The sequence below is a fragment of the Tangfeifania diversioriginum genome (assembly GCF_900141875.1).
GTDB classification, from domain to species: Bacteria; Bacteroidota; Bacteroidia; order Bacteroidales; family Prolixibacteraceae; genus Tangfeifania; species Tangfeifania diversioriginum.
In genome coordinates this window covers 61727-78685 of the sequence record NZ_FQZE01000005.1, presented here as the reverse complement: position 1 = coordinate 78685, position 16959 = coordinate 61727, and the positions used below count along the sequence as shown (strand labels likewise).

At 39.7% G+C, this 16959-nt stretch carries 17 protein-coding genes; 2 read left to right on the top strand and 15 right to left on the bottom strand.

The features are described from left to right. Positions 1–35: 35 nt before the first annotated feature. The gene (locus BUC07_RS04680; RefSeq protein ID WP_073166292.1) at positions 36–2477 is read left to right on the top strand and encodes a TonB-dependent receptor; all 2442 of its coding nucleotides are present in this window, start codon (positions 36–38) and stop codon (positions 2475–2477) included. Between the two features lie 102 nt (positions 2478–2579). Here the strand turns inward: BUC07_RS04680 and BUC07_RS04675 are convergent, their stop codons facing one another. The 6 genes from BUC07_RS04675 to BUC07_RS04650 all read right to left on the bottom strand — a co-directional run bounded on the left by BUC07_RS04675 (position 2580) and on the right by BUC07_RS04650 (position 9062). Next, positions 2580–3710: a chorismate transformation FkbO/Hyg5 family protein gene (locus BUC07_RS04675; protein WP_073166289.1), complete on the bottom strand. Its 1131-nt coding sequence runs from the start codon at positions 3708–3710 to the stop codon at positions 2580–2582. A gap of 57 nt (positions 3711–3767) precedes the next feature. Next, on the bottom strand, positions 3768–4445 hold the full coding sequence (gene deoC / locus BUC07_RS04670) for a deoxyribose-phosphate aldolase (protein WP_073166286.1): 678 nt from the start codon (positions 4443–4445) through the stop codon (positions 3768–3770). A gap of 37 nt (positions 4446–4482) precedes the next feature. Then, entirely contained in the window at positions 4483–4683 is a 201-nt protein-coding gene (gene xseB, locus BUC07_RS04665; RefSeq protein ID WP_073166620.1) for an exodeoxyribonuclease VII small subunit, read from the bottom strand. A 1-nt stretch (position 4684) separates the two neighbouring features. Beyond that, positions 4685–6118: an exodeoxyribonuclease VII large subunit gene (xseA, locus tag BUC07_RS04660; RefSeq protein WP_073166283.1), complete on the bottom strand. Its 1434-nt coding sequence runs from the start codon at positions 6116–6118 to the stop codon at positions 4685–4687. 4 nt (positions 6119–6122) lie between these two features. Beyond that, positions 6123–7781 (bottom strand): S8 family serine peptidase, encoded by a 1659-nt coding sequence (locus BUC07_RS04655; protein ID WP_073166280.1) that lies wholly within the window; start codon positions 7779–7781, stop codon positions 6123–6125. A gap of 483 nt (positions 7782–8264) precedes the next feature. After that, complete coding sequence (locus BUC07_RS04650) at positions 8265–9062, bottom strand: toxin-antitoxin system YwqK family antitoxin (protein ID WP_073166277.1); 798 nt, start codon at positions 9060–9062, stop codon at positions 8265–8267. Between the two features lie 158 nt (positions 9063–9220). On the opposite strand from BUC07_RS04650, the gene BUC07_RS04645 reads away from it, so the two are divergent. After that, entirely contained in the window at positions 9221–9505 is a 285-nt protein-coding gene (locus tag BUC07_RS04645) for a hypothetical protein (protein ID WP_139279472.1), read from the top strand. A gap of 101 nt (positions 9506–9606) precedes the next feature. Here BUC07_RS04645 and BUC07_RS04640 read toward each other — a convergent pair whose 3' ends face one another. From BUC07_RS04640 to BUC07_RS20615, 9 genes are all read right to left on the bottom strand, one after another. Next, positions 9607–11364 (bottom strand): DUF2326 domain-containing protein, encoded by a 1758-nt coding sequence (locus tag BUC07_RS04640; RefSeq protein WP_073166272.1) that lies wholly within the window; start codon positions 11362–11364, stop codon positions 9607–9609. Continuing rightward, a complete protein-coding gene (locus BUC07_RS21590; RefSeq protein WP_073166269.1) occupies positions 11364–11600 on the bottom strand; it encodes an ABC-three component system middle component 6 in 237 nt (78 codons plus the stop codon). Before BUC07_RS21590 ends, BUC07_RS04640 begins: the two co-directional genes overlap by 1 nt. Next, positions 11600–12526, bottom strand: a complete 927-nt coding sequence (locus BUC07_RS04630; protein WP_139279471.1) for an ABC-three component system protein — start codon at positions 12524–12526, stop codon at positions 11600–11602. Before BUC07_RS04630 ends, BUC07_RS21590 begins: the two co-directional genes overlap by 1 nt. A gap of 480 nt (positions 12527–13006) precedes the next feature. Then, on the bottom strand, positions 13007–13807 hold the full coding sequence (locus BUC07_RS04625; protein ID WP_139279470.1) for a hypothetical protein: 801 nt from the start codon (positions 13805–13807) through the stop codon (positions 13007–13009). Positions 13808–14012: 205 nt separating this feature from the next. Then, the gene (locus tag BUC07_RS04620; RefSeq protein WP_073166260.1) at positions 14013–14384 is read right to left on the bottom strand and encodes a hypothetical protein; all 372 of its coding nucleotides are present in this window, start codon (positions 14382–14384) and stop codon (positions 14013–14015) included. Positions 14385–14679: 295 nt separating this feature from the next. After that, positions 14680–15381, bottom strand: a complete 702-nt coding sequence (locus BUC07_RS04615; RefSeq protein ID WP_073166257.1) for a nucleotidyl transferase AbiEii/AbiGii toxin family protein — start codon at positions 15379–15381, stop codon at positions 14680–14682. Continuing rightward, positions 15371–15895 (bottom strand): helix-turn-helix domain-containing protein, encoded by a 525-nt coding sequence (locus tag BUC07_RS04610; RefSeq protein ID WP_217652647.1) that lies wholly within the window; start codon positions 15893–15895, stop codon positions 15371–15373. The genes BUC07_RS04615 and BUC07_RS04610 overlap by 11 nt, the downstream gene beginning before the upstream one ends. Before the next feature lie 55 nt (positions 15896–15950). Beyond that, on the bottom strand, positions 15951–16613 hold the full coding sequence (locus tag BUC07_RS04605) for a metallophosphoesterase family protein (protein ID WP_073166255.1): 663 nt from the start codon (positions 16611–16613) through the stop codon (positions 15951–15953). Positions 16614–16616: 3 nt separating this feature from the next. After that, positions 16617–16943: a hypothetical protein gene (locus BUC07_RS20615; protein WP_139279469.1), complete on the bottom strand. Its 327-nt coding sequence runs from the start codon at positions 16941–16943 to the stop codon at positions 16617–16619. Positions 16944–16959 lie beyond the last annotated feature (16 nt).

Below are 16959 nucleotides of genomic sequence, written 5' to 3'. Positions count from 1 at the left end.
CCATTGGTTAGTTTGATAACCAAAAAATTCTAAAAATGAAATGTTTAAGCATTTGGCTGCTGATGCAGTTAATGGTTGTTGCCGCAACAGGGCAACACAATTTGAGAGGAACAGTTACCGGCAATGGCGAACCGCTTCCCGGCGCAAGCGTAGTGGTAAAAAACACGTTCTATGGAGTATCTGCCGGCAGTGACGGCAGCTTCGAATTTAAAAACCTCAAACGGGGCGAATATGTCATCAAAGCCTCGTTTGTAGGTTACGAAACCAAAGAAGTTCCGGTTCAAATTCCGGAAGATGAAGAACTCATCCTAAATTTAGAGCCGGCATCTTTTATGACCGGCGAAGTGCTTGTATCAGCCACACGCGCCAAAGACAAAACGCCGATGGCCTACACCAACCTTACCGGTGAAGAAATTTCGTCGCGGAACATGGGGCAGGATATTCCTTACTTGCTGCAGTTGTCACCCTCATTTGTTGCAACCTCCGATGCAGGTGCAGGCGTGGGATATACCAATTTTCGTATCCGCGGCACCGATCTGAACCGCATCAATGTAACGGTAAATGGTATCCCGCTGAATGATGCCGAATCGCACGGAACGTGGTTTGTCGATCAGCCGGATTTGGCATCATCGCTCGAAAACGTCCAGATTCAGCGTGGCGTGGGCACTTCAACCAACGGAGCAGCAGCGTTTGGCGCCACCATTAACCTGCAAACCAACATGCTCCGTAAAGATGCCTATGCGGAGTACAAAACAGCAGCCGGTTCGTTTAACACCTTTAAAAATACCGTCTCCGCCGGCACCGGGTTACTCAATGATAAATTTACACTCGATGCCAGGCTCTCAAAAGTAACGTCCGACGGGTTCATCGACCGTGCCTTTTCCGACCTGAAATCGTTTTTTGTTTCAGGTGGCTATTATGCTGAAAATACAGTACTGAAAGCCAATGTATTTTCGGGGCTTGAAAGGACATACCAGGCGTGGAACGGGGTTCCTTCCGTTCGGCTGAACGATGATCTGGAAGGGATGCAGCGCTACGAAGAACACTGGCTCTATTCACCGCAGGAAACACAGGCGATGATTAACTCCGACAGCCGCACATACAACCTTTATACGTATGAAAACCAGGTGGACAACTTCCAGCAGGATCATTACCAGTTGCATTTTTCGCACAAATTCAGCCCGGACTTTAATCTGAATGCCTCCGGCTTTTATACCCGCGGCAAAGGCTACTACGAAAATTACCGGGCCGATGAAGACCTTGAAGATTATCAAATCCCGGATTTAATTATTGGTAATGACACGGTGACATCGTCCGACGTAATCGACCGCAAGTGGCTCGACAACCATTTTTACGGGCTCACCTTCTCGCTGAATTACCAAAAAGGAAAAAGCGATTTGACTTTGGGCGGGGGATGGAATACGTATGACGGCGACCACTACGGAAATGTAATCTGGGGGCAATACCTCGGCGAGATAGACTACAACCACGAATGGTACCGCGGAAACGGACTGAAAAAAGATTTTAATGTGTACGTCAAATATTACTACCAGGTAGCTGAAAAACTGAACCTGTTTGCCGACTTGCAATACCGCCGGATTGATTACCGTATCACGGGGATTGACGATGATTTACGCGACATTTCACAGGAACATGTATTCAACTTTTTCAACCCGAAGCTTGGGATTTTTTACGAACCTGCCGAAAACCAGAAGTTGTACCTCTCGTTTGCCAGGGCCAACCGCGAGCCCAACCGAACAGCTTATGTGGACATTGACCCCTCGCAGGAAAAACCGGTGAACGAAACACTGAACGATTGGGAGGCCGGCTACCGGTTTCATTCGCGCACCTTCTCCGGAAGCGCCAATTTTTACTACATGAAATATAAAAATCAACTGGTACAAACGGGCGAAATAAACAACGTGGGGTCGCCCATAATGGTGAATGTGGACAACAGTTACCGGGCCGGTGTTGAATTGCAGGCCGGGATAAAAATCTCCCGAAATTTTGAATGGCAGGGGAATGCCACATTCAGCCAAAATAAAATAAAAAACTTCATTGAATATGTGGATAACTGGGATACCGGCGGGCAGGAAACAGTTGAGTTGGGAACCACTAACATTGCTTTTTCACCCAACGTAATTGCCAACAGCCAGCTGCTTTTTAACCCGGCAAAAAACCTGAACCTGGCACTGGTTTCATCTTATGTAGGCAAACAATTCATCGACAATACCTCAAGCGACACCCGCAGTCTGGATGCCTATTTTGTAAATAACCTGAAAATAGATTATTCATTTAAAACGGAATTGTTTGACGAAATGGCCCTTCACCTGATGGTGAACAACCTTTTTAATGAAATGTATGAAACCAACGCCTGGGTGTATTCCTACATCTTTGGCGGCGAGCGTTATGAAATGGATGGCTATTTTCCACAGGCCGGCAGGCATTTTATGGTGGGCGTGGATTTTAGTTTTTAAAAGGAAACTGTTCTTAACCATTGGTGTCGCTCGGAGCGAAACTGATGATGGAGTATTCGTGGCACGACCTCAAAGTCGTGCCACGAATTTTAACAATGAATATTATTCCAGCACCACTTTCCCTTCAATCTCCACCAGCAAATCATCGCGGCAGATATCTGCCAGAATATATACTGCCGGCAAATTTCCGAAATAACGTTCCACGGTGTTTTTTATGGCTTTAAAATCTTTGCGGTGTTTCACATAAACACGAGTATGGCCGTATTGTGGCCGAATACCGTTGCCCGGGATTTGTGATAAAACCTCATCGGAATATAAACGCCGGATATTTTCGATGGTGACCTCGGTCTGTTTCGCTGCATCACCCAAACCTATTGTTTTCTCTCCGCGTATGGAGGCAGTTCCTGAAATAAAAATCATTTTCTTTCCGAAAACTCCGAGGTAACGTGCCCGCTCAAATTTGGGAGTGGACTTAACGGCAAACTTTCCCCCAATCAAAACTTTATCGCTGTAAACATGTGCGGCAACCTGGCCGGGATTGTCAAGTGGCATCGTAAGTGCAGCTTCCGACTTCAGGGCAACAAATTCAATCAACACGCCGCCCCGGTTCATGCCAATTCCGGTGGCTGCCGGATAGCCCGTTTCTTTAAAATAATCGGCATAAAAACCAGAACGCACATTGTTAAATTCCTGGTAACGTTGCTTGTCGTCATCAAAACCCAAAATATCCTCCAGGTAGTTCCACTGGCGAATTATGGAGTTTACTGGAAAACCGGCATGCCCAAGCAACCCGCCAAAATCTTCAAAAGTGCTGGCTGCATTTTCATGGCAGCTTTTGCTTTTATTTGCCTGCACATTCCCGATCAAAATTTCGGTTCCTTCGCGTTCAAAAAGCATGGCGGCTCCATTTTCTTTTTGAATATATTCCGAATTCCAAAGTGTGGCATCAAAATAAAAAACCTCGGCCAGAATTTTACAGGTCAATGGCGGTTGAGCAATAATATTTACGACCATGGGCGTTGTAAACCGTTCAGAAATCAGCTCATGCGCTTTCTCCTGTAAATTATTATATGAGTTGTTATTGGAAGTATCGGCAAAAAAATTAACCTTAAAAACTTTCTTCCCTGAATTAATCTGGTTCAACTGGCCAACACAGCTCAACAATTGGTTGTGCAGCGATTCAGCGCCATTATCGGGTTTTATATAGATTCGGTCTCCGTTTAAAAAATACATTCTGGTTCTTTTTTCATCAAGAACTACAAATATGCCTTATTTTTTGGTGAAAAAAAATTAATAATCACCAGTGGCTTTTGCGCCGTTCAAAACGGCTTCGGTTGAGCCAATCCCAAGCCTGTCGGCCCCCTGTTCGAGAAAAGCGACAGCATCGTCCCAGGTGCGAATTCCGCCCGAGGCTTTTATTTTCATTTTATCGCCCACGGTTTTTACCATCACATCGATGTACTCCGGTTTTGCGCCCCCGGGACCAAAACCAGTGGAGGTTTTCACAAAATCGGCACCTGCCATAAACGACAATTCGCACGCTTTGGTAATTTGCTCGGGCGAAAGAAATCCGCTTTCCTGAATCACTTTTACAGGCACATCGTGTTTGTGGGCCACCTCCACCACAGCTTTGATATCTTCTACCACGTAATGATAATCATCGCCCAGGAAACGTCCAATATTCATCACCATATCGATTTCGTCCACGCCATCTTCAATCGCCTGTTTGGCCTGAAATGCTTTTACCGGAGTGGCGTCAGCCCCGTGCGGAAAACTTAACACACACGAAACTTTCACTCCTGAATCTTTTAGCAGTTCTTTGGCAGCTGAAATGTCGCAGGGTTTCACACACATGCTGAAAACGCCGTTATCCATGCACATGCGGGCGTGTTTTTGTAAATCTGCTTCGGTGAATTCCGGTTTTAACACCGCATGATCTATTGTTTTTGCAACTTCTTCTTTTGTCATATTTCTTTTTTACAAAGGTACGAATTTGAAAATATTCCTATTCTTCCATTTCTTTTAAAATTTGCTCCACCTGTTCGTTGGTTTTCAGCAACTTGTCTTTACATATTTTTAGCAGTGAGGAAACCCGCTTCACTTTTTCGGCCAGCTCGTCCACATCCAGCTCTTCATTTTCAATTTTCCCGAGAATGTCTTCAATCTCCAGAATTGCCTCATTGTAAGATACTTTTTTCGTTGCCATTTTATTCTTTTTTTGTGATTTTACTTTTAACCTTTCCATCAGCAAAACGGGTTTCCACCTCATCGTCAACCGCAAGCTGTTTTACCGATTTAACTACCCGGTCATTTTTCATGGTTAGCGTGTAACCCCGTTTCAACACATTTTCCGGATTCAGCAACCGCACTGCATTTTCGTTTAAATGCAGCCGTTCCTTTTCTTTTGAAATCAGGCCCCGGGTGGCTGACTTTAACCGCCCAATTAACCTGCTGTTTTCTGTCTGCTGTTTGAAAAACACTTCGCCTGCCAGCGTTTTTAGTAACTGCCGGTTGCGTTCCAGGTCAATCTTTTTTCTATTGTTCCAGGCCGTAACAGCTGATTGCAAATCGTGCTGAATGGTGTTCAGTTCATACTTTTTATTGAATGAAAACCGGCTCACCTGCTGCTGAAACCTGTTTCCTTTTGCCGTGAGCTGAATCTTTTTTTCATTAATAAACCGGGAGACCAGCTGGTGAAAATCAGATGCAAAATTTTCGAGCTGATGATGTTTTTCCTGCACATTTTCGCGGACTGCGTCAACCACTTCCTCCTCCAGGGCAAGCAGCCTGTCGTAAAAACTTTCTGTGCCGTTTATAAAAAATTCGGCCACTGCAGTGGGAGTTTTCAGGCGGGTATGTGCCACCATGTCAGTAATTGTATCATCTTTTTCGTGGCCAATGCCGGTGACAACAGGTAACGGAAACTGGGTGACATTAAAAGCCAGTTCGTAGTTATCAAAACAACTTAAATCGGCCGAAGCTCCCCCACCCCTGATAATTGCCACGGCATCGAAAAAATCTTCGTACTGAAAAATTCGTTCCAGTGCATTTATAATTGAAGGAACAGCTCCTGTTCCCTGCATTGTTGCCTCAAAAATGTGTGTATAAAAACGAAAACCGGCAGGATTATTTTCCAGTTGGTTCATAAAATCCTGGTAACCGGCAGCGGTTTTGGAAGAAATCACGGCAATTTTTTGCGGGACCAATGGCAATTCCAGCTCTTTGTTCATCCCGAAAACTCCCTCGCGCTGCAACCGTTCCATGATTTCTTTACGCTGCAGGGCCAAATCACCCACGGTGTAAGCCGGGTCAATATCTTTAACGTTCAAACTCAATCCGTAGGCAGGATGATATTCCACTGAAACCTGAACCAAAATTTTCAACCCGTGCGTAAACAGTTGCCCGGTAGTGGTTTCAAAATAAGGTTTGAGCATCCGGTAGGTGTACGACCAGATAGTAGCCCGCGCCCGCGCAATAATGTCATTCTCCTCTTTTTCAACCAACTCGAGGTAGCAATGCCCGCTGCGGTTTTCCTTCAATTCACTAATTTCGGCAACCACCCAAACGGTGCCGGGAATGGCTTCGCTGAGTGCATTTTTGATCCATTTGTTTAACTCGAAAAGTGTTAATTTTTGCTCCATCGGGTTACGGACTTTTATAAATTTTCACGGTTTCAGCAGCTTCTTCTGTAACTATCTGCAAAAGTAACAACCCTGAGGGCAAAAACTGAAGTTCATTCATCATAATTTTGGAAGCTTCCGGTTTAACCACTTTGTAAACCAAGCGGCCGTCAGTGGTATAGAAGTAAATTTTTAGTTCGGAAGAAACACTTTTCGATTTTTTTTGCAAGACAAGGTAATCAGCCATCGGGTTAGGATAAACCAACCAGTCGCCAAGAGTTTCAAGCTGCTCAATAACAGAAGTTTTAAGAATCTGGTCGGCCAATTTCATATCCGGGATACCGAATCCCAGCAACGGATCGGGCTCGTCAAACAGGTGGGCACTTTGCTCGATGGCACTTTTCACCTGGAAAGCAGTGGTATTCGGATTCGCCTGCCACAAACAGGCTGCAGCTCCTGCAATAACCGGCGAAGAATAGGAAGTACCATTGCCGGTGCCAATTGTTCCGTTGCTTTTTTGCAAAGTGGTATTCCAGCCCACTGCCGACACGTTGGGTTTCACATCGCCATCGGATGCGGGGCCATACGAAGTGAAAGGTGCCGGCGCCCCGTCGCAGTTGGCAGCTCCCACACCAATTACACTATCGCCATCTGACGGAGCAATAATGTATTTCCACGGATTATTTACGCTGCCTTCATTCCCGGCGCTAGAAAACACGAGCATTCCGCGCGAAGCAGCAATATTGGCACCACGGGTAACGCGGGTGGTATTCCCGTCCATATCGGCGTAGGTGTGATCCATGGCTGAATCGTTGAAAAGGGAATACCCCAACGATGAATTGATAATATCAACGCCCAGGCTGTCGGCATACTCGGCAGCAGCTACCCAGTTGTCTTCTTCAATAATATTCTCGGAATAGGTATCCTCGGAACGAAAAAGCCAGTACGAGGCCCTGGGGGCAGTTCCGATTAGTTCACCGGGTTGATTGCCACCCATAATAGAAAGCACACTCATGCCGTGATAATGCATTTCGAAAATATTGAAGTTACTGTCTCGTGACACAAAATCACGGGTTCCCAAAATCTGGTTGTTGGCCCACAAACTGTCGAAAGCTGAATACTGGTTGGCTTTATAAAAACCGGCATCGAGCACGGCAATTTGCATTCCCTGCCCCCTGAAATCCTGGTTATGCAGAAACTGCCCGTTTAACTGCCCCACCTGGTAAACTGAACTGCCGTAAAAAGAGGTGTCGATGTCCAGTTGGTTTTCAGGCACAACCGGTTCGGCAAATTTATTTACTGCACTTTTAATTTGCGAAACTTTTTTAGTGAGCTGTACTTCTGTTACAAATGTCAGTTCCCGCACTTTTTCTTCAAAATCGCCAGACTCTGCAGATACAGTAATTCCGTTTAACCATTTTGAGGAATGGATAGGCACAGCACCGAGTTGCAAAACCTGGTTAATATATGCAGGATCAACCGGCAAATCGAGCGAGTCGATGGGAATATCTTGCTTTTCGCGGCGTTCCAGGGCACGTTCAGAAAGATATTCTTCGGGGAAAGCAGTGGAATAAGGGGTGTTCATCTTGTCAGAAAAGCCAACCCAGTAATACATTTGGCCCCATGATGTTGCAGTGGTCAAAATTAAAACTGCCAATAATATAAAAGCCTTCACTTTGTTCATGCCGGTGCCAACTATTCAGTTTTCTTACCTGATTAACTTAAGTGGCACAAATTAACGAAAACAAGCGACTTTTTAATTACAGATTCCAGAGAAATTTAGCCCTGTCAACTTTGAAATGTCATTTCCCGCGATGCCCACGAAGTGATGCCTACGGCAGATCCCTTTGGAAGACGACGCAGGAGGAGAAATCTCTTTTTGTATTACTACTCAGCAGAACAAGGAAAATATAAACTGTTAGTTTTCAACCCGTTTTGTCCTGATTTTTGTTCAAGAAAAACAAAAATCCAGCCAAAACTACCGGTTAGTTGCAATACCCCACCCCAAGCTAAAGCATGGGGATATTGAAAATCAACATATTACACTTACTGAGCAGTAACCTTTTTGTAGGAGCAGATTTCCTGCCCGGCGAAGTCATTCAGGCGGGCTCAGATTCTGCCATAGGCATCACTTCGTGAAAAATGACAAAACATGATTGACACAACACTACCTGCCCATTTGCATTTGCCGCATGTATTCGGAGGGATCCTGCATGAATTTTTCCGGATCCGGAATGTTTTGCCTCCCTTGCTCCAGGTTTTTTATTTCCTGATTGCCAATACTGTCGCGCACTTCAGGATTCAGCAAAACGCCTTCGTCATATTTTAAGGTGTAAAGCAATTCGCCGGAATCACTGTAAAATTTCCAGTCGTCGTGCCGCAGATTGTTTTTGTAATGCGCTTCCATTTCCAGTCTTCCGTTTTTGAAATACGACAAACAAAGGCCATTTCGTTTCCCGTTGCTGAATTTGCATTGCATGTAGGGTTTGCCATTTTTAAAAAAGACCTGGTACTTTCCTTCCTGACGGCCGTTTTCCCACTCGGCCTCTTCCATCACTTCGCCTGAAGGGTAAAATTTCCGGGAAGTTCCGTGTTTTTTATCGTTGACATATTGTTCTTCCGAAAATTTCACATTATCAGAAAAGAACGTCCATTTGCCTTCCTTCTTTTCATCGATGTAAGTCCCCTGAGCTACTTTTTTGCCCCGGTTATCGAACAGTTGCACAAATGCCGAGTCGGATTTTTCATCGTACTCAATTTTTGCTTTTACCTGTCCACCGGTGTGGTAACGTGTCCAGTTTCCTACCGGTTCCCCGTCTTTAAATTCGCCCTCGTACATTAATCTGCCGTTGGGGTATTTTTTTTGCCATTTGCCCTGGCGCAAACCGTTGGCATCGGTTTGGTTGATTTGTGAAGAGGCCAAAAACGGAATACATAAAAGCAGGCTGAAAAATAACAATCGCATAAATCATTCTTTTGTGTGGGAACAAAAATAGCTTAAAGATTTGAACCGGTGTAATAACGCATAAAATTGGATTTTATTGAATGGGGATTTTTCCTTTCACCTGCTATCCGCCGGCTGGTGGAGCAGCTGGTGAATAGGTTTTGCTTTACAGCCATTTTATGAGCAGGCGACCGGGAGTGCCCAGCTCAACAAGTGCTGCCTGCATCTCAATAACCGCTAACCGCATTACAATAAGTGCTGAACGCGTTGCAAAAACCATGAACGGCCAGCCACGGGCCTACAAAATTGCCTCGGTGCAGGCCACCAAAGAGCTGGAACAACTTTTTACCGATGCCACTCAAATTCTGGAGAATAAACTGGATAACGTGATGAAAATTTTTAAACGGCGCGATGCCAATTTTTACAACGGATACATAGCCGCCCGCGAGGTGGTGGATAACTAATGTTTGTTTGAGTTTGTTCATTTTAATTGGCGGGAGTCCCGGAAACGGGGCTCCTGCTTTTTTTTGCTTGGCTGTGTGGGGTTGGCTAATCGTCCACATGGTTAAAAACTGTGTAAAAACAAGCGACCTGAATCATCTTTATCATTTAATTCCAGACAAATTTCTTTATCGTCGAATTGGTATTTTGATCCATCACTCAAAACAGGAATGTCAGAATCAATTAAAGATAAAATATATTGAATATCATATTCCTCGCAAATTGATTTGACCTTGTTCAATAATCTTACTTTAACCCTGTCATCAAGCCCCTCCAGAATCCCATCATGATAAACAAACCGAAAGAATGATTTATCTGAATAATGTATTAAAAGTGCTATATCAAATGCCATGCAGAGGATTTTCTTGTATGTGGTACCCTGAGCTTCGGATGTTGAAAGTAAATCTTCAGGATTTTGATAGTTAGCATCAAATTCTACATTACCTTGTTTATTCTGAGTAATCGAAATAAGTGCATTAGTATCAAGAATATCATAAATAATAGAATTGAAGGTTCGGTTTATATTTGCATGGTTTCTTTGTGCAATTGCATCATTGATATTATCTATGGCATTCTCAATATTATTATTTATATTTTTTATCTGTTGTTCAATTTTAACAGACTTGTCAATTGCCTTTACTTTATCTTGCAAACGCTCAATTTCTGCTTCAAGCTTTGCCAATGATTTCTGATATCCTTTGAACTTATAATAGCTATCCCTTTCAGTCAAATAGGAGAGCTTTTCACTTTTATCAAGCTCTAATATTTTGATTTGTCTTGCAATTTCCTTGTATTCATCCTTTAGTAAAGAAAGATTCTCTTTTAAAAACTTGTTTCTTTCGGTTGTAATTGATTTGTTAAATTTTATAAGGTCATCAAATTGTTTTTCAATGTTTTCAGGAAAATACAGTTCTACTTCCTGATATAAAATCCTTAGCTTTTCAATGTTAATATCATTATTACTCTCACTTAATGATTCTTCAATTTTCGTGATCTCATATCCAATTCGATATCTTTCTGTATTAAATGTCTGAATTTGAAAATCTAAATCATCAATTATCTCCTGGTTAATGCTGCTATCTTTTTCAAAAAAATCAAACTTATCAATTGTAGCTTCGGTCTTATTTTTTTCTTGTTCTTTTATATCAATTAATCCGAGTAATTTATCTTTTTCACCGATATCAACATTGGCTTCTTGTTTTAGAATAACAATTTTCTTTTTTTGTTCTTCAGCCAATTCTTCAAGTTCAAGCTTTTTTGTTATAAGACTACCATCAAACCCCAATAATTCAAAAACAAAAGGTTTCCATGTGATGTGTTTGCCCTGGAATTTATTCAGTTTATAAACATCCAAATAATCCTGCTGAGTGCGGAGAAAATAGGTAATAGATTTTCTATAACTATAATTCTTCAAAACATCAAAGCCTAAGTAGGCATCCATTGTTTTCTGGGCTTTTTCAAACCCTATATCTTCATAATCCCAACTTTCAGGTACATTGAAATCATTTTGTTTATTCTCATTTAGTTTAAATGATATTTTAGTTGGAAAATCAACCTGTCTTCGAAGTATTAAAAATTTACCAGAATTTAACTCAATTTCACCGTAAAATATCTGGCCATTGAACAATTCATTTTCAAAGAAATTCTTATTGAATTTTCCAAGTAAAAGAAAATTAATAACATGTACTAAAGAAGTTTTACCAAGATTATGAGCATCATCTTTGCTTTCCATATCTGAAATCCGAGCAAGGACAACATTAAAATGGTGATCCATTTTAATGTTTATAAAATTCTTATTTGAATATACCCTAACTAATTTCATTATTCAGTAGTTGTAATTGAATCAAGTTTTTGATTATACAGAATCTTGTTATTCAGATATAAAAACGACAGAGCAAATTGAAAAACATCCTTTGCTTGATTCCCGGTTTGTTTAATTGTTGTATTTAGCAACTCATCATATCTGATAATTCCATTATTCTGAACTGTTTTAAGCACAATACCAGAAACGTAAATTAAGGAATACTTTATATTTGTATGTTTATCAGGTGCTAGCATTATTCTTTTTTTCCTATGTCACAGTTACAATACATATAATGCAAAAATACACGAACAAGTCGTTTTTTCCCTTTTAAATCTTTGTTATTTGTCACCACATAATCGAAAAAATCTTCCAGTAAAGATTCGAAACAAGCATAGTCCTCTCTATTCAAATTAATTTTTGCATTAATCTCATCTGCAGTATCGTAATATAGCTCTTTGTATTCTTCGTTAATTGTATCACTCAAGAAAGTCTTTATTGATTCAAAGTAATGAAAACTGTTTTTTAACACATTATTAAAATATTCTTCACCTAAATCATTCAGTTCATTTTTCTTATCTAAGTTCAAATATTTAATTTCCTTGTAATTTTTTTCTAATTCTTCTTTGCCTGGAATATTTTCATGAACTTTAATTACAATATCTTTCAAGTCCTCTTCATCGAATTGTAATGGACGAAGCAATAGATTTAAATTTTCAGACCTTACAATATCAGGATAAGACCTCAAAAACTGTTGAATATGCTCATCTCCAATTATTATATTTCTAACTCCAGTTTCTTCATCTATATAGTCTTCAATTTTCTCATCTTGCTTACCTGTCAGTTTCCTATTTGTAAATAAAAGGTAATAGTCAACTTTGTTGTTTTCAAGATTTCTCTTTATCGCAGGAACAACTTCGTTTTTGAGTCTTTTCTTAAACTCATAATCTGAACAACTAGCATTTTCTTTGCTAGTGTGTTTTGCTTCAATAACAAACTTACCATCCCAAGGTTGTTGTTCACTTGGAAAACTGGTTGCTTTACCTTTAAAACTTCCATCTCTCCCTCCATCACTACCTTTAGCAAAGGGCTTTACTCCTTCACCTAGTATTTTTGAGCAAATTGATATTGTAAGTTGCTCAAAATCATATTCGTTCATATAGTGTAATGGATATTTTCTCATAATCTTTTAAAAACAATAAATATAGAAAAACAACTTGAGTTTAAGGAAGAAAGCAGCACTCTTTTGCAAATTTCGAATTGTAAGGCTGCCTGTGCGATTTGCAAATCCCGAAAATACTGTAAAAGTTGTGTGCAATGTACTAGGGCTTCTCTGACTTTGTTCCGCCAATTGGTGGACAGGAGCGGGCGGGCAAAAACTAATTTTTTCTTGCACCAACCTTCAATCAGTGAGACAATATTTTCAATCCGTTTTTTCAAATTTATAATCCATTTATTAGTGTACCGCTGTCTTTTTAGCCTTGCATTCAACGGTTGGCACATGTGGTCGGGGCGGATTCCGGAGAGCCTGCCCGTCCGGTCAGGCGGGCGTTCCTGTCCGGCAGCTGCCTGACACGGAACTGCGATGCGACCCCGAGCACTCGAGGGCAATTGGCGTACCACCAAACCCCGTCCTGCAATATGTACTGTGTGGCATAGTTTTTTAATAAAAAGTGTAACTATGAAAATTTTTATTATTCCATCCCCATAGGGAAATACCTTTCCCTTGATTTTGTGGAATACGTTCTAAAGTATATGCTCTAAGTAATTCACCTGCTTTTTCATAATCAGATTCGTCTTCATATTTTAATATGGCTGTAAAATGATTTGGTTCATTACTTGTATAATACGGAAAGGGGATTTTACCTTCACCAATAAACTCATATTCAACCAGTGATATCTCATTTTTAAGAACATTTAAAAAATCAATACATAAGTTTTCGTCGGTTGAATCAGTCCAACAAGTAAAATCAAATGTATTCTCAGGATATCTGAATATTTTGTCATTTATAACATCGGTAAAATTTTTTACTATTGAATCAATCTCAACTTTTTCTTTGGAAATAGAAACATCATATTTATCCACAAAATGTCCATTAATTAATGAAATTTTATTGATATTTTCAGGCAAGCTAACATAGGCTGTTGCTGACCTTGGCTCCAATGATGCTGTCATTGTTGTTTGAATACTGTCAAACCTTATTATTAATTCATTTTTCTCAATGAATTTTGAATAAAAAAGAACACCTCCCCAATAGGTATCTGTTGTCATAAAATGTAGATTCAATTCAGGTATAGCAATCGTATTATAATTTTCATAGTTTTCAGCAGGATAGAAAATTATTTCTGATGTAATAGAATTATTACTTAGATAATCCGAATAGTCAATATCCGTAATAAGGATATCCTTTTTGCAGGAACTAATAATCAAAAGTATGATGCAACAGTAAAATAAATTTTTCATGGTAATCTTTTTTATGATGATGCATCTCATTTAAAATAGGTTGCTTTAAAATGAATGCCAACCGGTTCGTACATGTTGTCGGGGCGGGTTGCGTGCGATTTCCTGTCCGGAGGATACGGGAAATCGGGCATGAACCTGCCGACCGCACAAAACCAGGCGCAGCCCTGAAATTTGCACAATGTTGACCACCGTGTTTTATCATTTTTTATTCGGTAATAATACAAATCCGAGTAGTGTCATTGATTCCCAAACTTGCTCCATCAGAACCTCGATTAAGTATCAGTCCAACTGTGTCCTTACCTGTAAAATTATCTAAAGGAGAATATTGATAGAAAATTGAACTACTAGATAGTTCTCGTAATATTTTACTCACCTTTGCATTTTGAGGTTCTTCAAAAATCCATGCACCTTCCTCGTCTCCGAAGTTTCCCAGATTTATTTTTAGTATATCTCCGTTTTTAATTTTAATTTCCTGTTGAACTGAAAAATTTATTATTTTCTCACTGGTCAAATCATCTTTCTTTGAACAAGAAATAATCATTACAATAGAGATGAGAAATGTTAATTTTGTCTTCATAGTCTTTATTTTTAGATTCTATCATTGAGATGAAGAATAACTTCAATTGGTTGCTTAATAAAATTATATCAAGAGCTGTCCTATATATTTCAACATGGTGGCTAACGTACGTGCACGTTGCAATGCAACATATATCTTATTATCCTTCAAAACAGTAATTCCCTGTTATTCTGCCGGTTGCTATCAAAAAGGAACAACTATGTGTTTATCCAATTTGCAAGAGCCGGCTTTTGGTTTCAGTAGTTAAAAATAAAAATAATTGTTGGGAATCAGGCATTTAATGAGATTTTTGTTTTTAACCTAAGTGGTTCTCATCTGCAATGTTTTGGATTAGTTCCATTATAATTTCTGTAGCTTCCTCTTCTGAACCATAAGGCAAAGCACTTTCTATACCTTCTGTTAATCCATCATTTTTCAACAGATTGGCACATTCTTCATTTAAATATGTTTTTACACTCTCATTTGCATTGGTTATACTTTCGAGTAGTTCTGAACAATTATCCAGCATATAAATGATATCCTCAAAATCGTGACTCTGGCGTAAATCATTTCCACCTCGACCTTTGTGCGCTTCAAATTTTGCAGCTAAATAATATTCCGGTGGAAATACAAATACCTCAGTTCCATCGGGAAGTATTTTTGATATTTTAATTTCAATTCCTTCCTCGTACCACCGGTTACTGAATCCAAGAACACTTGAATCTGTTGGCATCACATCTACTTTAATGTCTTTATAAATCCATCTGCATATCGGTGCTCCTTCTGATGTATCGTTTGTAAATCCTCTGGCTCTAAGATTTTCTTCCATTCGTGCAAATTGAAGCCTTGAACTAATCTCAATTACACAATCTACATCAATAGTCGGTCTGATTTCCGAAGCTGCCGGATTATCGGCATAAAGTTCAGCAACTGCACCACCGACAAAAACCATTTCGTCTCTCAATTCTCCCAAACCGCTGGCTACAGTTTGCAGCATTAGAATATTATTACCAGGCATTTTTTAAGCGTTTGTTTAATTCTTCGATTGCAATTTGTATTTCCCTAACGCGACCAACCCGAATGGTATCAAGAATGGTTAATAGCTCGTAGAATAATTTATCCTCCTGAACTATCTGGGGAAGCGTTTTATACAATGGTTCAATGGCTTGACCTCTGTGAGTCCCTTTTGCATTAGCCCATACATAAACATCAGCATCTGATGAAATATGTTCTTTTATTGGCGATGCAGAATGAGCAGTTGGAGTTCCTTTTACAATAGCTCCGGGTTCAGTAGGGAAAACATATTTTAATCCGTAAACCAAAAACTCGGTAAAAGAATTGATATTAACTTTTCTTTTTTTACTATCAATTAGTTTTGCAATCTTACATCTGTTTAACGCTTCAGAAACTTCGGAAGGACTAATTCCAATAGCATTTGCAATATCAATATTTCGCCACTTACCATCACTTATTGAAATAATCTTCAACAGAACTACAATATCTTGTGGACGCATTCCATTATGCTTCTTCATAATCAATATCATTAATTCGCGATTCGCGAATCGCAAATATATCTATAATATCAATTCAAACAAAAAGTATTCTTTGATTATTACAATCATATGCAGTTAGTCTTCCAAAACCTTCTTTATCATTATATACACAGCCAGTATCAATATTAATTACATCAAGTTTAGAGAGAACTCTATCTTCACATTTTGAAATACTTATAAGATTATGACCATGAATAATAGTCTTATTTGCTAACAAAGGATTTGCGTAGGATTCTTTACATTTCCATAGCATTGAATAATAATCTGTAAAAGGATTAAGTACATTGTCATTAAAACCCGCATGCACAAAAAGAAAATTTTCAAATGCGAAATAGCACCTCAAACCTTTAAAAAAATCAATGTATTTGGATTCAACATCTTTCAAAGAATTGATTTCAAAACTTTTCAATGTTTTATCTCCACCGTTTTGAATCCATTTTGAGATATCTTTCTCGGCTTCTAAAGCATCGAGTAGCATGGCTTCATGATTGCCCATAAGTGGAATAATATTGAACCCCTTTTTTTGTAATTCCATTATAAAATCAATAACCTCTTTGCTTTTATCTCCTCTGTCAATGTAGTCACCGAGCAGAATGAGGTTGTCACTTTTTTGAAGTTGTATTTTGTTTTCAACCAACTCCTTTAATGAATCAAAACATCCGTGAATATCTCCAATTGCAAAAAGTCGTTTATTCATAAATTAAATGTTTGAATGGAGCTTGAAGGTAAGAGAATTGCACTCATTTGCTACCGAAAACCTTTTTTTTAGTGCAATCACCTTCATACTTCTTCCTCTTATTGTCCTAAAAATACATGTATGTGTATATCCAATTTGCAAGAGCCGGCTTTTGGTTTCAGTAGTTAAAAATAAAAATAATTGTTGGGAATCAGGCATTTGATGAGATTTTTCAGGGGCAAGGCGGTAAATAATTTTTGGGTTATGCTTTTTTTTATTGAGCTGGTGACTCTCAGTCACCTGCTCAATTTTGGAGAATAAAAAAAGCCCCGCAGCAAACTGCGAGGCCATTCACTCTTCTTATTAT